The sequence below is a fragment of the Serratia sp. (in: enterobacteria) genome, assembly GCF_046715635.1.
In the GTDB taxonomy this organism is placed as follows: Bacteria; Pseudomonadota; Gammaproteobacteria; order Enterobacterales; family Enterobacteriaceae; genus Chania.
Map to the genome: position 1 here is coordinate 1 of NZ_JBKJYW010000290.1, position 16,256 is coordinate 16,256.

Genomic DNA, 16,256 nt, shown 5'->3' on the forward strand with positions numbered 1-16,256 from the left:
CAGGTGTTTATGGCCAAGAACCCGGACTCGGCACTCAAGCTGGGGCAGGCACGAGGTGTGGCTATCGTTGCCGCCGTTAATCAGAATCTGGAAGTGTTTGAGTACGCGGCCCGCCAGGTAAAGCAGACGGTGGTCGGTACCGGCGCGGCAGAGAAATCGCAGGTGCAGCATATGGTGCGCTCGCTGCTGAAGCTTTCCGCCAACCCGCAGGCGGATGCTGCGGATGCGTTGGCTATCGCCATCACTCACTGTCATCTCAGCCAGAACGTATTGCGCATGAGTGAAGGGCGATTGAATCTGGCGCGTGGCCGGTTGCGCTGACCCCGAACGGGCGCTGCCAACACCCAGGTAACTTGAAGTATGACGAGTATAGGGGGCTGGATATTCATCCAGCTTTTTTTATGGTATAAGCTTCACCATTACTGTGTGGCAGCACGCCACATGCAGGGATCCATTCAGGAGGGGTAATGATAGGTCGTCTCAGAGGAATTATTCTGGAAAAGCAGCCACCGCTGGTGTTACTTGAAACCAATGGCGTCGGGTATGAAGTGCATATGCCGATGACCTGCTTTTATGAGCTGCCGGAGCTGGGGCAAGAGGCTATCGTGTTTACCCAATTCGTGGTGCGTGAAGATGCACAGCTGCTGTATGGGTTCAATGATAAACAAGAGCGTGCGCTGTTCCGTGAGCTGATTAAAGTGAACGGCGTGGGGCCAAAACTGGCGCTGGCGATCCTTTCAGGCATGTCTGCCCAGCAGTTTGTCAGCGCGGTAGAGCGTGAAGAAATCACCACGTTGATCAAATTGCCGGGCGTGGGTAAGAAAACCGCCGAGCGTCTGGTCGTCGAAATGAAAGACCGCTTCAAGGGCCTGAACGGCGATCTGTTCAACAACAGCAGTGAAATCCCCCTTCCAGCCAGCGCGGCCAAAGCGGCGGAGATGGATATTGAAGCTGAAGCGGCCTCTGCGCTGGTGGCCTTGGGCTATAAGCCACAGGAAGCCAGCCGCATGGTCAGTAAGGTTGCCAAGCCGGGTGCGGATTGCGAGGCATTAATCCGCGAAGCATTACGTGCTGCACTGTAGGCAGGAAAGGGGTAGACCATGATTGAAGCCGACCGCCTGATCTCTGCCGAGCCGTTCAACGAAGAAGAGGTGCTGGATCGTGCGATCCGTCCCAAACTGCTGACGGAGTACGTTGGCCAGCCGCACGTACGTGAGCAGATGGAAATCTTTATTCAGGCTGCCAAACAGCGCGGCGACGCACTGGACCATCTGTTGATCTTCGGGCCGCCTGGGTTGGGTAAAACCACCTTGGCCAACATCGTGGCCAATGAGATGGGTGTTAACCTGCGTACCACCTCTGGACCCGTGCTGGAAAAGGCTGGGGATCTGGCGGCAATGCTGACCAACCTGGAGCCCCATGACGTCCTGTTTATCGATGAAATCCACCGTCTTTCGCCGGTAGTGGAAGAGATCCTGTATCCAGCGATGGAAGACTATCAGCTAGATATCATGATCGGTGAAGGCCCGGCGGCGCGCTCGATCAAGCTCGACCTGCCACCGTTCACCCTGGTTGGGGCAACCACTAGGGCCGGTTCCTTGACCTCCCCGCTACGCGATCGTTTCGGCATCGTGCAGCGTCTGGAGTTTTATCAGGTGGCCGATCTGGAGCATATCGTTTCCCGCAGTGCCAACTGCCTGGGGCTGGATCTGTCTACCGATGGGGCGCATGAAGTGGCACGTCGCGCCCGCGGTACGCCACGTATTGCCAACCGCCTGCTGCGCCGCGTGCGCGACTTTGCCGAAGTACGTGCCAACGGGGTGATCAATGGCGAAGTGGCCATGCAGGCGTTGGATATGCTGAACGTCGATGCGGAAGGTTTCGACTATATGGACCGCAAGCTGTTGCTGGCGATCATTGACAAGTTTACCGGTGGCCCGGTGGGGTTGGATAACCTGGCGGCGGCAATCGGTGAAGAGCGTGAAACGATAGAAGACGTGATCGAACCCTTCCTGATCCAACAGGGGTTTATTCAGCGTACTCCGCGTGGCCGAATGGCGACCAATCATGCCTATAAGCACTTTGGTATCGAGCGGGAAGAGAAGTAGCAAACCAGGATTTACGCCAAGGGAAACCCTGGCGTAATCAGATCAAGCCTGTTGCTTTTTCGACAGGCTCAGCACAAACAGCACCGCAGCGCTTAACACTACCGAAGGCCCAGCTGGCGTATCGTAAAACGCCGAGAAGGTCAGCCCGCCGGTTACCGCAATTATCCCTACCAATACCGCATAACCGGCCATTTGTTCTGGAGTGCGGGCAAAACGCCGTGCGGTTGCCGCCGGGATAATCAGTAGCGACGTAATAATCAGTGCGCCGACAAACTTCATGGACAGCCCGATGGTCAAGGCGGTGACCAGCATCAAAATGGTGCGTGCGCGGGGCAAGTTAACGCCATCGACATGGGCCATCTCCGGGCTGATAGTCATCGATAGCAGGTCACGCCATTGCCACCAGAGCACCAGCAGCACTATCACTACGCCAGTACCGATCATCCAGATATCGCTCATCGTGACCGACAGCAAATCCCCAAACAGATAAGCCATCAGATCTACGCGCACGTTGGACATCAGCGCGACCACCACCAGACCCAGCGATAGCGCACTATGCGCCATAATGCCGAGCAATGTATCGATCGACAACTGCGGGCGGCGTTCCAGCCAAACCAGCACCAGGGCTAACAGCAGCGTGACGGCAATCACCGCATAAAACGGATTCACGTCCAGCAATAAGCCGAAGGCAACGCCAAGCAGCGAAGCGTGTGCCAGCGTATCGCCAAAGTAAGACATCCGGCGCCAGACCACAAAAGAACCCAGCGGGCCCGCCGCCGCAGCCAACAACACACCGGCCAGCCAGCCGGGCAATAACAGTTCAATCATGCCTCACGGCCCCCGGTTTTTTTCAGCACAATTCTGCCTTGCAGGTCGTGACGGTGATTATGCTGATGGCGGTAGATCGCTAACTGCTCGGCACCTCTGTTACCGAACATGGCGATAAACTCTGGGTGCATTGACACCACTTCTGGCGTGCCGGAGCAACAAATATGTTGGTTCAGGCACAGGACGTCGTCGGTTTTGGCCATCACCAAATGCAGGTCATGGGAAACCATCAGCACCGCGCAGCCCAGTTCTTTGCGCAATTGGTCGATCAGGTCGTATAACGCCAACTGGCCGTTAACATCCACCCCTTGCGTAGGTTCATCCAACACCAGTAACTGCGGTTGATTCAACAACGCACGTGCCAGTAACACCCGCTGGTTTTCGCCGCCGGAAAGCTTTTGCATGGGCTGATCCAACAGGTGCGCGGCATGCACGCGTTTGAGCGCGGGCAGGATATCGGCCTTTTTCACCCCAGGCTTGAGCCGCATAAAGCGGTTGACGGTCAAGGGCAGGGTAGCATCGAGATGCAGCTTTTGCGGCACATAGCCAATGCGCAGCCCCGGCAGGCGTTCCAGCGTGCCTTCCGTTGGCGCAATCAGGCCCAGCACCACACGGACCAGCGTTGACTTGCCGGCCCCGTTAGGCCCGAGGAGCGTCAGAATACGACCCGGTTGCAGGTTGAGTGAGATATTAGTCAGTACCCGCCGGGTACCAAAAGAAACAGAGATATTTTTTAGCGTTGCCAGTGTAGACATATCGTGATTACATTTTGCAGAACTAACCGAATGTTATAATATCACGCTTCTTTGCTGAAAACGACGGGATTACTGATGATGGTACAGAAAAATAAATGGCTGCAACGCACTCTGTTGGCAACGGCTCTGGTCATGGCGGGCAATGCGACGGCCGCCGTAGTGACCTCTATCCGCCCGCTGGGGTTTATCGCTTCCGCCATCGCCGATGGGGTCACGCCTACTGAGATTTTACTACCGGACGGCGCCTCACCTCACGACTTCGCCCTGCGCCCGTCGGACATTCAGCGGCTGCGTAGCGCCGATCTGGTGCTGTGGGTGGGGCCGGACATGGAAGCTTTTCTGACCAAATCCGTGACACAACTGCCAGCCAATAAGCAATTGGCGATTAGCGAACTGCCTGCGGTACAGCCGCTATTGATGAAAGGCGATGACGACCACGACCATGATCATGCAGCCGAAGCGCATAGTCATGCGGACGGCGACGATGGACACGATCATCATCACGGTGACTATAATATGCACGTTTGGCTGTCGCCAGAGGTGGCAAAAGTGACCGCGATCGCGATTCACGACAGATTATTGGAACTTATGCCGCAAAAGAAGGACAAATTAGACGCAAACCTGCGCCAGTTCGAGGATCAGCTAGCGCAAACTGATAAAAATCTTGTTAAGATGCTAACGCCTGTGCAAGGTAAGGGATATTTTGTTTTTCATGACGCTTATGGCTACTTTGAAAAACACTTCGGCTTGAGCCCACTGGGCCATTTTACCGTTAATCCCGAAATTCAACCTGGCGCACAGCGTTTACACCAAATTCGAACACAGTTGGTTGAGCAGAAAGCAGTCTGCGTTTTTGCTGAGCCACAATTCAGACCGGCCGTAATTAATGCCGTTGCCAAGGGTACCCATGTGCGTTCTGGAACGCTGGACCCGCTGGGCATCGGTATCGCACTGGGGAAAGACAGCTACGGGAACTTCCTGACAGCGCTGTCCAACCAGTACGTGAGCTGCCTGAAGTAAAGATTATGAGGATATTATTGAGTGCAGAAGATAGTCCGAACTATCACTCTGGCGTATAACAACCTGCCTCGGCCCCATCGCGTAATGCTGGGGTCGTTGACAGTCGTTACGTTGGCCGTCGCTGTTTGGCGGCCTTCCGTTTATCACCCAGAACATAACCCTATCGTTAAAAGCGTCGAGTTGGAAGCCAACCAGTTAAGGGCATTGCAGCCCGAAGCCAGTGAACCTATTGATGCCGACCAACCTACCCCCGATGATGACATCCCTGAGGATGAGCTGGACCAGAAGGTCGCCGGAGAGGAAGGTGTGCATGAATATGTGGTTTCTACCGGTGATACGCTCGGCAGTATTCTGACCCAGTACGGCATCGAAATGTCGGATGTTTCGCTGCTGGCTTCGCAGAACCGCGATTTGCGTAACCTGAAAATCGGCCAGCAACTCTCCTGGACGCTTACCGAAGATGGCGATCTTAAGCGCCTGACCTGGGAGGTTTCACGCCGTGAAACCCGCACCTACGATCGCGTAGGCAACTCCTTTAAAGAAACCAAGGAAACCCAGAAGGGTGAATGGCGCAACAGCGTGCTGAGCGGCAAGCTGAACGGCAGCTTTGTCAGCAGCGCCTCAGCGGCTGGCCTAAGCCGTGCCGAGATCAATGCGGTGATCAAAGCCCTGCAATGGCAGCTTGATTTTCGCAAGCTTCGCAAAGGCGATCAGTTCGCGGTGTTGATGTCGCGCGAAGAGTTTGACGGCAAGAGCGAGCAGAGCCAACTGTTGGGCGTACGTATGCGTAGCAGTGGCAAAGACTACTTTGCCATCCGCGCCGATGACGGTAAGTTCTACGATCGTCAGGGCTCCGGGCTGGCGCGTGGTTTTATGCGTTTCCCAACCCTGAAGCAGTTCCGTATTTCTTCCAACTTTAATCCACGCCGTGTTAATCCGGTGACCGGGCGCGTTGCACCGCATAAAGGTGTCGACTTCGCCATGCCGGTCGGCACGCCAGTGTTGGCGGTGGGTGACGGTGAAGTGGTGATCGCCAAGCGCAGCGGTGCGGCAGGTAACTATGTGGCGATCCGTCATGGCCGCCAATACACCACGCGCTATATGCATTTGAAAAAGCTGTTGGTCAAGCCAGGGCAGAAGGTGAAACGTGGCGATCGTATCGCACTCTCCGGCAATACTGGCCGCTCTACCGGGCCGCATTTGCATTATGAAATGTGGACTAACCAGCAAGCGGTTAACCCATTGACGGCTAAATTGCCACGCTCTGAAGGGCTGATGGGGAAAGATCGCAGCGATTACCTGGCACAGGTGAAAGAAGTGGTGCCGCAGTTGCAGCTGGATTAACCATCGCTATCCCTTATGATTTTCCATCGGCCTGATTTCGGGCCGATGTTTTTATTAGTGCCTGCTCGAGGTCACAATACCTTATGTTGTCAGCGTACGGTTGCGGTTCTAATCTGGCCCGTCGCTTGAAAGACGACGGGGATATATATTGCGAGCAGACGCGTTGAATGAGAGCAGGTCATGCAAAACGAGAAGAAATCGAACGTAGAGTTCATCCCACAATTTGATAAAGCCTTCTATCATCCGCGCTACTGGGGCGTTTGGTTGGGAACCGGGCTGATGGCCGGTATTTCTCTGGTCCCGGCACGAGTTCGTGATCCGCTGTTGGGTGCGATTGGTAAACTGGCTGGCAAGGTTGCGAAAGGGGCACGACGCCGCGCCCGTATCAATTTGCTCTATTGCATGCCTGAACTCTCAGAACAGCAACGCGAACAAATTATCGATGAGATGTTTGCCACCGCGCCGCAATCGATGATCCTGATGGCGGAACTGGCCTGTACCAAACCGGAAAAGGTGCTCAAGCGCGTGCGTTGGCACGGTGAAGAAGTGCTGGATAAAATCCGTGAGGAAGGCCGCAATGTGATATTCCTGGTGCCGCATGGCTGGGCTGTAGATGTACCAGCGATGCTGATGGCTGCACGGGGACAACCCATGGCGGCGATGTTCCATAACCAGAGCAACCCATTGGTCGACTATCTGTGGAATAGCGTGCGCCGCAAATTTGGTGGCCGTATGCACGCCCGTAACGATGGCATTAAGCCTTTTATCAGTTCGGTGCGCCATGGTTATTGGGGTTACTATCTGCCTGACCAGGATCACGGTGCCGAGCACAGTGAATTCGTGGATTTCTTTGCGACCTATAAAGCCACATTGCCTGCGGTCGGCCGCCTGATGAAAGTCTGCAAAGCGGCGATCGTGCCGCTGTTCCCGGTTTATGATGGTAAAACCAGCATGCTGGACATTTATATCCGTGAACCAATGGATGATCTGACCGAAGCCGACGATCTACGCATTGCGCGCCGCATGAACGAAGAGGTGGAAAACCTGGTTGGCCCTAATCCGGAACAATATACTTGGATTTTGAAGTTGCTGAAAACGCGTAAGGAAGGTGAGATTGAACCTTACTCGCGGGACGATTTATATCGTTAATGTATTATCAACTTCAACCGATTCGCAATGTAGGTATTACACGCTGCTAAATGGGCGCAGTATGCAGCGCCCTTACGCTCTAACCTGTTCATTTCCTACAATTTCAGCAACTTTTGACAAACTAAAACGACGTGCCAGAAGCCCGTCGTTTTAGTTTGTATGAAGAAGGGTGATCATAGATCTACACGCCAACAACCAACGGGCGGGAGCTGGCCCCCGCCGTTGGGTTGCCTTACCGTCCGGATTCGTAGGCCAAAATGGCCGCAACCTCCGTGTTGCCCGATCGAATACGCAGCTCACAAAGTTTGCTGCGCGTTAGCCATACCAGCAAAATGACGGTGGTACAGATAACGACCAGTTTGACGATGTTTCCTTTATTCAACATTGCGTTTCCTTCTCCTTGCCTCTCGGCAGGTAAGAAGCTAACCTAACGTTGTCTGGCGTTAGAGTTGGCCTCGGGTTGATGTTATCGACTCGGGGCTTTTCTCTTTGCATCCATCACCTTGGCTTTTGGCTCCAGATACAAAGATCCAGAGCACCCACGCGTAGTATATTCATCATCCCCATCTGGCTCGTGTCCGTTTTATTCCCAAATACCAACTCTGCGCAGCGTTACGCAATGCTTTGCAACGGCCTGAAAAACCCACTGTTTACCGTTGCAGATTCTAGCCAGGTAATTAGCAATGAACCATGCAACCCTGTTGGATCAGCGGTTCAAGCACCGCTGGATAATGGTCGAAGTCATTCCAACGCAGGTCCAGTCGCCGCAGGTTTTTCATTTGTGCCATGCTTGCCGGTAATTCACTTAATCGGTTGGCACGCAAGTCTAATGAAACCAGTGAACTCAATGCACCCAAGTCTTCAGGCAGCCGGGATAACTGGTTGAAACGAAGATTGAGCGTAGCCAGCTTGGGCAATTGGCAGAATTGATCGGGTAAGTACGCAATGGCGTTGTTCTCCAAATCCATCACCTGTAACTCCGACAGTTGAGCGATCTCGCTGGGCAGGGTGGTGAGGCGATTTTTCATCAGGTGCAATTCACGCAGCTGGCCCAACAAACCGACCTCGGAGGGTAATGCGGTGATGGCGTTATTGTAGAGACGCAGTTCTTGTAATGCAGCCAGCGCGCATAGCGCCGAGGGGAGTTCCACTAGCTGATTATCCGTCAGATTCAGATAGCACAACGCCTGCAATTGACGGAGCGAATCGGGGAGTTGGCTAAAGCCGTTATCACTTAAATACAAATATTTTAATTCACGTAATTCCCCGATTTCTGAGGGAATCGATGCTGCCTGGTTGTGGCCAAAATCGAGCATCTGCAACTGGTTGAGCAAACCGATTTCCGTTGGCAGTTCGGCAATCTGGTTGCAGGAGATATTGAGCACTTTCAGGTTACGATGGTGAAAAATCTGTTCGGGGAAGCGGGTCAGGCAATTATTGTACAGGCTGATTTTTTGCAGGGCGGTGCCGCTGAGGTCTTCACTATCCAGATTGGCCAGTTGCCGCCCGTCAAGATCCAGTGCTTCTTGCAGTTGTGGTAAATGTGATGGTTGATGTTGATGCAGCATGGCGATGTTTCCCAGATAGCAATAAAAAAGCCAGTCAGCGAAAACCGACTGGCTTTAACATTAATGCGCGGTAATCACTCTACGCGCAGGATACGGTTGGTATTGGTGGTGCCAACTGTGCCCATAACGTCACCCTGAGTAACCAGCACCAGATCGCCAGACACCAGATAGCCTTTATCACGTAGACGGGCTATCGCATCATTAGCGGCGACTACGCCATCACTGTGGCTACCGAAGTAGACCGGGGTGACACCACGATACAGCGCCGTCAGGTTCAGCGTGTGTTCATGGCGTGACATGGCGAAGATCGGCAAACCGGAGCTGATACGCGACATCATCAGCGCGGTGCGGCCAGATTCGGTCATGGCGATGATGGCGGTAACCCCTTTAAGGTGGTTAGCGGCATACATGGTCGACATGGCGATGGCTTCTTCGATATTGTCGAACTGTACGTCCAGACGGTGCTTGGACACGTTGATGCTTGGGATTTTCTCTGCGCCCAGGCAAACCCGCGCCATGGCGGCTACCGTTTCGGCTGGATACTGGCCTGCTGCGGTTTCAGCAGAGAGCATGACCGCATCGGTACCATCCAGCACGGCGTTCGCCACGTCCATGACTTCGGCACGGGTTGGCATCGGGTTGGTGATCATCGATTCCATCATCTGGGTGGCGGTGATCACTGCGCGGTTGAGCGTACGGGCACGACGGATCAGTTTCTTCTGGATACCCACCAGCTCTGGATCGCCGATTTCGACGCCCAGATCGCCACGGGCAACCATGACCACGTCGGAAGCCAGGATGATGTCATCCATCGCTTCGTCGCTGCATACGGCTTCAGCACGTTCTACTTTTGACACGATTTTGGCGTTGCAACCAGCGTCACGTGCCAAGCGGCGAGCATAGTTCAGGTCTTCGCCGGTGCGTGGGAAGGAGACGGCCAGGTAGTCGACGCCAATTTTGGCGGCGATCAGGATATCGGCTTTGTCTTTCTCGGTCAGGGCTTCGGCAGAGAGGCCGCCGCCCAGTTTGTTGATGCCTTTATTGTTCGACAGCGGGCCACCCACGGTGACTTCGGTGAACACTTTCATGCCCTGAACTTCTAACACTTTCAGCTGTACGCGGCCATCGTCCAGCAGCAGCACATCGCCAGGAACCACGTCCGCAGGCAGGCCTTTATAGTCGATACCGACTTTTTCTTTATCGCCTTCACCTTTGGTCAGGTTGGCATCCAGCAGGAATTTATCGCCGATGTTAAGGAAAATCTTGCCTTCCTTAAAGGTGGAAACGCGGATTTTAGGCCCTTGAAGATCGCCCAGGATAGCGACATGACGCCCCAGCTTGGCCGCAATCTCACGCACTTTATCTGCCCGTGCCTGATGGTCTTCTGCATTGCCGTGGGAAAAGTTAAGCCGAACTACGTTCGCACCGGCAGCAATAATCTTTTCCAGATTATTGTCGCGGTCGGTAGCCGGACCCAGTGTGGTAACGATTTTGGTTCTTCTGAGCCGTCTGGTCATGTATTACTCCGTTGACTTGTGACGCAAGTATTGGTGTTGCTGAACGTCAGATAACGAAACCGGATGAGGGGGCCGATGCTTTTCGCCTAGCCAATTTCCCCCTGGGTTATCTGAATGAACGAGCTATCAGGGTACAACTATAATCCCGTGGGTCAACTTGTGATCTGACCGGCGGTTTTTAAATCCGTTTTCAGTCGAAACTGTTGGGGACGATCCCTTTATCAAAGCGCGATTCTTTCAACGCTTCCTTGACCCGCTTCAAGTTATCTCTGAATTTAGCCCCTCGGCGCAAGGTAAATCCGGTGGCCAGCACGTCAATGAGGGTTAACTGCGCAATTCGGGATACCATCGGCATGTAAACATCGGTATCTTCCGGCACGTCCAACAGCAGGGGAAGGGTCGCGGCCTGTGCCAGTGGCGTATCCTTGGAGGTGATGGCGATGACCGTGGCGTCGTTCTCTCGCGCCAGGTGCGCCATCTCGACCAGATTCTTGGTGCGGCCGGTATGGGAGATCAGTACCACGACATCCCCCTCGACGGAGTTCATGCAGCTCATGCGTTGCATGACGATATCGTCAAAATAGACCACCGGAATATTGAAGCGGAAAAATTTGTTCATGGCATCGTGCGCCACGGCGGCAGAGGCGCCCAGGCCGAAGAACGAGATTTTTTTCGCCTGGGTAAGTAGATCTACCGCCCGATTGATTGCGGTAATGTCGAGATTTGCCTTTACTGTATCCAGGTTGGCCATCACCGACTCAAAGATCTTACTGGTGTAAGCGGCAACGGTGTCGTTTTCTTCGACATTGCGGTTTACATAGGGCGTACCGTTGGCCAGGCTTTGTGCCAGATGCAGCTTGAAATCGGGGAATCCTTTAGTTTCAAGGCGGCGGCAAAAGCGGTTAACGGTCGGCTCACTGACATCGGCCAATTTGGCCAGCCGGGCGATACTGGAGTGAATAGCGGTTTGTGGGGAGGCCAGGATCACCTCGGCGACTTTCCTTTCCGATTTGCTCAGGAGCTCCAGATGGCTCTGGATTTTTTCCAGCGTATTCATATAACGAGAGTCACTCATGGTTTATACCTGCCGGGCACCGGCTGTCGCTGGTGATCCATCGGGTATGTCGATTTCAATCAAAGGAGAAATCAATCCGGTTTAATGAAAATATACTACGTGCTGGTAAGCGTTGGCAGTGTCGACAAGGGATAAGCTGGCTTTTTTCACCAGAACATGACCTGTGTCTAACTTTCATAATGGTAAAAGAGCATCAAAAAAGACAGAAAATTACAGTTTTTCCTGTTGCCAGCAGCGTTAGCGCCGCGCCAGGGATAACGCCGTAGTTTCTGGGGCTTTTTTTCTGCTTTTGATCCGGGTTTACTGGCCGTAGCGAAAGAGAGTACATTAGTAATGTAAGAAAATTACAAATATCCTGCATCGAGGAGATGAACATGGCGGTAACCTCTACAGCCCAGGCCTGTGACCTGGTTATTTTCGGCGCAAAAGGCGATCTGGCGCGTCGTAAACTGCTGCCTTCCCTGTACCAGTTAGAGAAAGCCGGTCACATCCACCCGGATACCCGTATCATCGGGGTAGGCCGTGCCGAGTGGGATAAAGAAGCTTATACCAAGGTGGTCAAGGAAGCCTTGGGCACCTTTATGAAAGAAGAGCTGGACGATGAGCTTTGGGCTACGCTGAGCGCGCGCCTGGACTTCTGCAATCTGGACGTCAACGACAGCAAGCACTTCGCCGAGTTGGGCAAGATGCTGGACCAGAAACATCGTACCACCATCAACTATTTCGCCATGCCGCCAAGCACCTTTGGCGCCATCTGCAAGGGTCTGGGCGAGGCCAAGCTGAATAAAGAGCCGGCGCGCGTGGTGATGGAAAAGCCACTTGGTACTGATCTGGCATCCTCACGGGTGATCAACGATCAGGTTGCTGAGTACTTTAACGAATCCCAGGTTTACCGCATCGACCACTATCTGGGCAAAGAGACGGTACTGAACCTGCTGGCGCTGCGCTTTGCCAACTCCCTGTTTGCTTCCAACTGGGATAACCGCACCATCGATCACGTGCAGATCACCGTGGCAGAAGAGGTGGGGATTGAAGGGCGCTGGGGTTACTTCGATCAGGCCGGGCAGATGCGCGACATGATCCAGAACCACCTGTTGCAGATCCTGACCATGATCGCCATGTCACCGCCGGCGGATTTGACCACTGACCGTATCCGTGATGAGAAAGTGAAAGTGCTGCGCTCGCTGCGCCGTATCGATCAGACCAATGTCCGGGAAACCACCGTGCGCGGCCAATACACCGCAGGCTTCGTGCAGGGTAAGAAAGTACCGGGCTACCTGGAAGAGGAAGGGGCAAACAAGAGCAGTAACACCGAGACTTTTGTGTCCATCCGCGTCGATATCGACAACTGGCAATGGGCAGGCGTGCCGTTCTATCTGCGCACTGGTAAGCGTTTGCCGACCAAATGTTCAGAAGTGGTGGTGTACTTTAAAAACCCGCCGTTAAACCTGTTCCGTGACTCCTATCAACAGCTGCCGCAGAACAAACTGACCATTCGCCTGCAGCCGGACGAAGGGATCGAAATCCAGGTACTGAACAAGGTGCCGGGGCTGGATCACAAACATCGTCTGCAAACCACCAAGCTGGATTTGAGCTTCTCGGAAACCTTTAACCAGGAACACGTGGCCGACGCCTATGAGCGCCTGCTGCTGGAAACCATGCGTGGCATCCAGGCGCTGTTTGTGCGCCGTGACGAAGTGGAAGAAGCCTGGAAGTGGGTTGACTCAATCATGGATGCCTGGAAAGCGGACAACGAGGCGCCTAAGCCTTACCAGTCTGGGACTTGGGGGCCGGTGGCTTCCGTCGCGATGATCACGCGCGATGGCCGTTCGTGGAACGAGTTCGAATAAGCAGTAGTTAACCTGTTCCCTCACCCTCACCCTCTCCCAAAAGGAGAGGGAACCGATCGAGGTTGCTGCCGCTCTGGTTTTCTTCCTGGATCCGCAGTGGTAGATCGAAGTTGTTGCTGTTCTGACTTTCTTCCTGAAACAGCAAGGGCTTATTGAGAGCACCATTTAGCGCCCTCTCCCTTTGGGAGAGGGCTGGGGTGAGGGGCTGGTAACACGTCAACAGAATTAGCCTAGGTGACCGGCGTCAGCCTGTCTGCTGGCTTTTAGCGGTGCGATCGGAATCTGCAGCGATGCGGAGCCCTGTGGCAGGGGCGTGCCATACACCAACCGAAAGTAATGGAGAGAATGACGATGAAAAACTGGAAAACCAGTGCAGAACAGATCCTGACGGCAGGCCCCGTAGTTCCGGTGATTGTGATTAACAAGCTGGAACACGCTGTGCCGTTGGCTAAAGCACTGGTTGCAGGTGGTGTGCGCGTGCTGGAAGTGACGCTGCGTACCGCCTGTGCGATGGATGCTATTCGTGCGATCGCCAAAGAAGTTCCTGACGCCATCATCGGTGCGGGCACGGTGATCAATCCACAACAGCTGCAAGAAGTGACCGAGGCTGGCGCACAGTTTGCCATTAGCCCTGGCCTGACCGCCGATCTACTGAAAGCCGCCACCGCAGGCAGCATTCCGTTGATCCCGGGTATCAGCACCGTTTCCGAGCTGATGTTGGGGATGGATTATGGCCTGCGCGAGTTTAAATTCTTCCCTGCGGAAGCCAACGGCGGCGTTAAGGCACTGCAAGCCATTGCCGGGCCGTTCTCACAGGTACGTTTCTGCCCAACCGGCGGCATCACGCCGAACAACTACCGTGACTATCTGGCACTGAAAAGCGTGCTGTGCATCGGCGGTTCCTGGTTAGTGCCTGCGGATGCGCTGGAAAGCGGCGACTATGCCCGTATCACCGAATTGGCGCGTGAAGCCGTCAAGGGTGCTACTGCCTAAACCCCTGTTCGCTCCTGTTGATGCCAATCCTTTGTGATTGGCATTTTTTTTGCCTGTAAATGCCCCGGTTTCACATTCTGCGGTGGTCGTTTTCTCTAGCCCTGTATTAGGATGGTTTTTGGTTAGATGGGCTATCAGCTCGCCAATCACCTTCTTTCCCTTTTTTATAACTAATCGACCGGGGGGATCGATACGCGAAACTTCCTGCCAATACTGGAAACCTGCCTTGACGCCGGAGTCGCAAAGGTGATGCCACACGTTTACAGTTCCATCATCGATGCGCACAGCGGGGAGACCCTTGCCGAAGAGGTCGCGTTGCTGCTGGCAGGCATCAAACAGATCCTGCGCTAAGGCGCGTGGCGCTTGAATCTGCCGTCGTTACAGGTTGCCGAAATTCTCGCAAGGCTTGGGTGAAGATCTGAGCCTTTTTTAATTTTTAAAAACATTAAGGTTCTTATTTATAACCCATTTTTTTTCGCTAAATGTGAAAACGGCGGTTTGCTTTCTGATTTTCGCTATGGTAAAACTAATGCAGTTGAAAATTTTACATTCATGAGGATATTGGGCAAATCGCACGGTGTGCGGCTGAAGATAGAGAATAATTATGATGAAACTTAATAGAACGCCTCTCAGAACATCTTGTTGCCAACTTTTCCTTTCTGCCATCCTTGCCAGTGAGCATCACTGGTGCAGCGAGCTATAGCGTCTTTCTCCCTTAACCGGTGCTGATGACTGGGTTCACTTCCCGTCGTTTGGCGTTGCCGGGCAAACTTCTTTAATACGTTTGGGTAGGTTTATCCCCAGAGATTTCTATATCTCAAGCGCCGTCGTGCGCCTGTTAGATGAGATAGATTGGGATAAATACGCCTTAGCGTGCGTGATTCGCCGTTTGGGAGAAAAATTATGATTTATTGGATCTTTTTAGGCTTTGCCATTACCGCCGAAATTATCGGCACCCTGTCCATGAAATACGCTAGCGTCAGCGGCGGTATGACCGGGCACATCGTCATGTACGTGATGATCACCCTGTCTTACATCATGTTGTCATTAGCGGTAAAACGCGTGGCCCTGGGCGTTGCTTACGCCTTATGGGAAGGGATCGGCATCCTGTTTATTACCCTGTTCAGCGTGATGCTGTTTGATGAGCCAATCTCGGCGCTGAAAGTGCTGGGCTTGGTGGCGTTGATTGCCGGGATCCTGCTGGTGAAATCCGGCACCCGCAAGCCACGAAAACAGGTCAGCCCGCGAGGTGACAACCATGCAACAGCTTGAGTTGTACCACATTGGGTTTCTGGCCTTGGCCATCGTATTGGAGATTGTGGCTAACATCTTTCTGAAGATGTCGAACGGTTTTAGCAGGGTTTGGCTGGGGCTGTTGTCGCTGGTGTCGGTATTAGGTGCATTCAGCGCGCTCGCGCAGGCGGTGAAGGGGATCGATCTTTCGGTAGCTTATGCATTGTGGGGCGGTTTCGGTATCGCAGCCACCATCGCTGCCGGTTGGATCTTGTTCGGTCAACGGCTTAATGCCAAAGGCTGGATGGGGCTGGCCCTGTTGCTGACGGGGATGATCATTATCAAACTGGCGTAACGGCCAGCCAAATAAAAAACCGCAGGAATATACTCTTGGATAAAGGGTATGGCCTGCGGTTTTTGTTTTACAGTGCCGCGATGATCTTGATTTCAACTTTGAATTTAGGATTCATCAGACGCGCTTCTACGGTACAACGTACCGGCGCGCTGCCTGCAACTACCCAGGCATCCCAGGCGGCATTCATGGCAGCAAAATCATCGCCGTTGGCCAGGAAAATGGTGGCGTCTAAAATCCGGCTCTTGTCCGAACCCACGCGGGCCAGCAATACATCGATAGCAGCCAAGGTGTTGGCGGTTTGCGCCGTAGCGTCATCGTCCAGATTTTCCGGGACGCTGGTGTAATACACGGTGTCATTGTGGATCACCGCTTCAGACCAGCGCTGTGCCGGATCAATTCGTTCGATATTCATGCAATTATCTCCTTATCATCAACGTCATAAGCGTATCACAGCCGGGAAC

18 protein-coding genes are annotated in these 16,256 nt (G+C 53.6%); 11 read left to right on the plus strand and 7 right to left on the minus strand.

Features of this window, described 5'->3' with window-relative positions:
• From ruvC to ruvB, 3 genes are all read left to right on the plus strand, one after another.
• The coding region (gene ruvC, locus ACLQ7H_RS14300; RefSeq protein ID WP_411753241.1) for a crossover junction endodeoxyribonuclease RuvC at window positions 1–321 on the plus strand (321 nt) is incomplete at its 5' end.
• A gap of 146 nt (window positions 322–467) precedes the next feature.
• Window positions 468–1,082 carry a Holliday junction branch migration protein RuvA gene (gene ruvA, locus ACLQ7H_RS14305; RefSeq protein ID WP_021806658.1) on the plus strand — a complete coding sequence of 205 codons (615 nt, stop codon included), beginning with the start codon at window positions 468–470 and terminating at the stop codon, window positions 1,080–1,082.
• A gap of 18 nt (window positions 1,083–1,100) precedes the next feature.
• Window positions 1,101–2,108, plus strand: a complete 1,008-nt coding sequence (ruvB, locus tag ACLQ7H_RS14310) for a Holliday junction branch migration DNA helicase RuvB (protein ID WP_024486543.1) — start codon at window positions 1,101–1,103, stop codon at window positions 2,106–2,108.
• Between the two features lie 42 nt (window positions 2,109–2,150).
• On the opposite strand, the gene znuB is transcribed toward ruvB, so the two are convergent.
• Window positions 2,151–2,936: a zinc ABC transporter permease subunit ZnuB gene (gene znuB, locus ACLQ7H_RS14315; RefSeq protein WP_411753242.1), complete on the minus strand. Its 786-nt coding sequence runs from the start codon at window positions 2,934–2,936 to the stop codon at window positions 2,151–2,153.
• Entirely contained in the window at window positions 2,933–3,691 is a 759-nt protein-coding gene (gene znuC / locus ACLQ7H_RS14320) for a zinc ABC transporter ATP-binding protein ZnuC (RefSeq protein ID WP_411753243.1), read from the minus strand. The genes znuB and znuC overlap by 4 nt, the downstream gene beginning before the upstream one ends.
• A gap of 78 nt (window positions 3,692–3,769) precedes the next feature.
• Here znuC and znuA point away from each other — a divergent pair, with 78 nt between their 5' ends.
• The 3 genes from znuA (at window position 3,770) to lpxM (ending at window position 7,204) form a co-directional block, all read left to right on the plus strand.
• On the plus strand, window positions 3,770–4,711 hold the full coding sequence (gene znuA, locus ACLQ7H_RS14325) for a zinc ABC transporter substrate-binding protein ZnuA (protein ID WP_411753251.1): 942 nt from the start codon (window positions 3,770–3,772) through the stop codon (window positions 4,709–4,711).
• Window positions 4,712–4,732: 21 nt separating this feature from the next.
• The gene (gene mepM, locus ACLQ7H_RS14330) at window positions 4,733–6,055 is read left to right on the plus strand and encodes a murein DD-endopeptidase MepM (RefSeq protein WP_411753244.1); all 1,323 of its coding nucleotides are present in this window, start codon (window positions 4,733–4,735) and stop codon (window positions 6,053–6,055) included.
• A gap of 180 nt (window positions 6,056–6,235) precedes the next feature.
• A complete protein-coding gene (lpxM, locus tag ACLQ7H_RS14335; protein ID WP_411753245.1) occupies window positions 6,236–7,204 on the plus strand; it encodes a lauroyl-Kdo(2)-lipid IV(A) myristoyltransferase in 969 nt (322 codons plus the stop codon).
• 232 nt (window positions 7,205–7,436) lie between these two features.
• Here lpxM and ACLQ7H_RS14340 read toward each other — a convergent pair whose 3' ends face one another.
• The 4 genes from ACLQ7H_RS14340 to ACLQ7H_RS14355 all read right to left on the minus strand — a co-directional run bounded on the left by ACLQ7H_RS14340 (window position 7,437) and on the right by ACLQ7H_RS14355 (window position 11,346).
• A complete protein-coding gene (locus tag ACLQ7H_RS14340) occupies window positions 7,437–7,589 on the minus strand; it encodes a Hok/Gef family protein (RefSeq protein ID WP_411753246.1) in 153 nt (50 codons plus the stop codon).
• Between the two features lie 292 nt (window positions 7,590–7,881).
• Window positions 7,882–8,772: a leucine-rich repeat domain-containing protein gene (locus ACLQ7H_RS14345; RefSeq protein ID WP_411753247.1), complete on the minus strand. Its 891-nt coding sequence runs from the start codon at window positions 8,770–8,772 to the stop codon at window positions 7,882–7,884.
• A gap of 74 nt (window positions 8,773–8,846) precedes the next feature.
• Window positions 8,847–10,289 (minus strand): pyruvate kinase, encoded by a 1,443-nt coding sequence (pyk, locus tag ACLQ7H_RS14350; protein WP_411753248.1) that lies wholly within the window; start codon window positions 10,287–10,289, stop codon window positions 8,847–8,849.
• 190 nt (window positions 10,290–10,479) lie between these two features.
• Window positions 10,480–11,346 carry a MurR/RpiR family transcriptional regulator gene (locus tag ACLQ7H_RS14355; RefSeq protein WP_024486465.1) on the minus strand — a complete coding sequence of 289 codons (867 nt, stop codon included), beginning with the start codon at window positions 11,344–11,346 and terminating at the stop codon, window positions 10,480–10,482.
• 392 nt (window positions 11,347–11,738) lie between these two features.
• Here ACLQ7H_RS14355 and zwf point away from each other — a divergent pair, with 392 nt between their 5' ends.
• The 5 genes from zwf (at window position 11,739) to mdtI (ending at window position 15,795) form a co-directional block, all read left to right on the plus strand.
• A complete protein-coding gene (gene zwf, locus ACLQ7H_RS14360; RefSeq protein ID WP_411753249.1) occupies window positions 11,739–13,214 on the plus strand; it encodes a glucose-6-phosphate dehydrogenase in 1,476 nt (491 codons plus the stop codon).
• 351 nt (window positions 13,215–13,565) lie between these two features.
• Entirely contained in the window at window positions 13,566–14,207 is a 642-nt protein-coding gene (locus tag ACLQ7H_RS14365) for a bifunctional 4-hydroxy-2-oxoglutarate aldolase/2-dehydro-3-deoxy-phosphogluconate aldolase (RefSeq protein WP_021181159.1), read from the plus strand.
• Between the two features lie 186 nt (window positions 14,208–14,393).
• Window positions 14,394–14,558, plus strand: a complete 165-nt coding sequence (locus ACLQ7H_RS14370) for a KDGP aldolase (RefSeq protein ID WP_411753252.1) — start codon at window positions 14,394–14,396, stop codon at window positions 14,556–14,558.
• A 552-nt stretch (window positions 14,559–15,110) separates the two neighbouring features.
• Window positions 15,111–15,479: a multidrug/spermidine efflux SMR transporter subunit MdtJ gene (gene mdtJ / locus ACLQ7H_RS14375; protein ID WP_024528744.1), complete on the plus strand. Its 369-nt coding sequence runs from the start codon at window positions 15,111–15,113 to the stop codon at window positions 15,477–15,479.
• Window positions 15,466–15,795: a multidrug/spermidine efflux SMR transporter subunit MdtI gene (gene mdtI / locus ACLQ7H_RS14380; RefSeq protein WP_411753250.1), complete on the plus strand. Its 330-nt coding sequence runs from the start codon at window positions 15,466–15,468 to the stop codon at window positions 15,793–15,795. The genes mdtJ and mdtI overlap by 14 nt, the downstream gene beginning before the upstream one ends.
• Before the next feature lie 67 nt (window positions 15,796–15,862).
• Here the strand turns inward: mdtI and ACLQ7H_RS14385 are convergent, their stop codons facing one another.
• Entirely contained in the window at window positions 15,863–16,207 is a 345-nt protein-coding gene (locus ACLQ7H_RS14385) for a RidA family protein (RefSeq protein WP_248947182.1), read from the minus strand.
• Window positions 16,208–16,256: the final 49 nt, after the last annotated feature.

Coding starts and splice junctions, on each gene's coding strand:
- ruvA (WP_021806658.1), top strand. CDS start 468: ATGATAGGTCGTCTCAGAGGAATTATTCTGGAAAAGCAGCCACCGCTG.
- ruvB (WP_024486543.1), top strand. CDS start 1,101: ATGATTGAAGCCGACCGCCTGATCTCTGCCGAGCCGTTCAACGAAGAA.
- znuB (WP_411753242.1), bottom strand. CDS start 2,936: ATGATTGAACTGTTATTGCCCGGCTGGCTGGCCGGTGTGTTGTTGGCT.
- znuC (WP_411753243.1), bottom strand. CDS start 3,691: ATGTCTACACTGGCAACGCTAAAAAATATCTCTGTTTCTTTTGGTACC.
- znuA (WP_411753251.1), top strand. CDS start 3,770: ATGGTACAGAAAAATAAATGGCTGCAACGCACTCTGTTGGCAACGGCT.
- lpxM (WP_411753245.1), top strand. CDS start 6,236: ATGCAAAACGAGAAGAAATCGAACGTAGAGTTCATCCCACAATTTGAT.
- ACLQ7H_RS14340 (WP_411753246.1), bottom strand. CDS start 7,589: ATGTTGAATAAAGGAAACATCGTCAAACTGGTCGTTATCTGTACCACC.
- ACLQ7H_RS14345 (WP_411753247.1), bottom strand. CDS start 8,772: ATGCTGCATCAACATCAACCATCACATTTACCACAACTGCAAGAAGCA.
- pyk (WP_411753248.1), bottom strand. CDS start 10,289: ATGACCAGACGGCTCAGAAGAACCAAAATCGTTACCACACTGGGTCCG.
- ACLQ7H_RS14355 (WP_024486465.1), bottom strand. CDS start 11,346: ATGAATACGCTGGAAAAAATCCAGAGCCATCTGGAGCTCCTGAGCAAA.
- zwf (WP_411753249.1), top strand. CDS start 11,739: ATGGCGGTAACCTCTACAGCCCAGGCCTGTGACCTGGTTATTTTCGGC.
- ACLQ7H_RS14365 (WP_021181159.1), top strand. CDS start 13,566: ATGAAAAACTGGAAAACCAGTGCAGAACAGATCCTGACGGCAGGCCCC.
- mdtJ (WP_024528744.1), top strand. CDS start 15,111: ATGATTTATTGGATCTTTTTAGGCTTTGCCATTACCGCCGAAATTATC.
- mdtI (WP_411753250.1), top strand. CDS start 15,466: ATGCAACAGCTTGAGTTGTACCACATTGGGTTTCTGGCCTTGGCCATC.
- ACLQ7H_RS14385 (WP_248947182.1), bottom strand. CDS start 16,207: ATGAATATCGAACGAATTGATCCGGCACAGCGCTGGTCTGAAGCGGTG.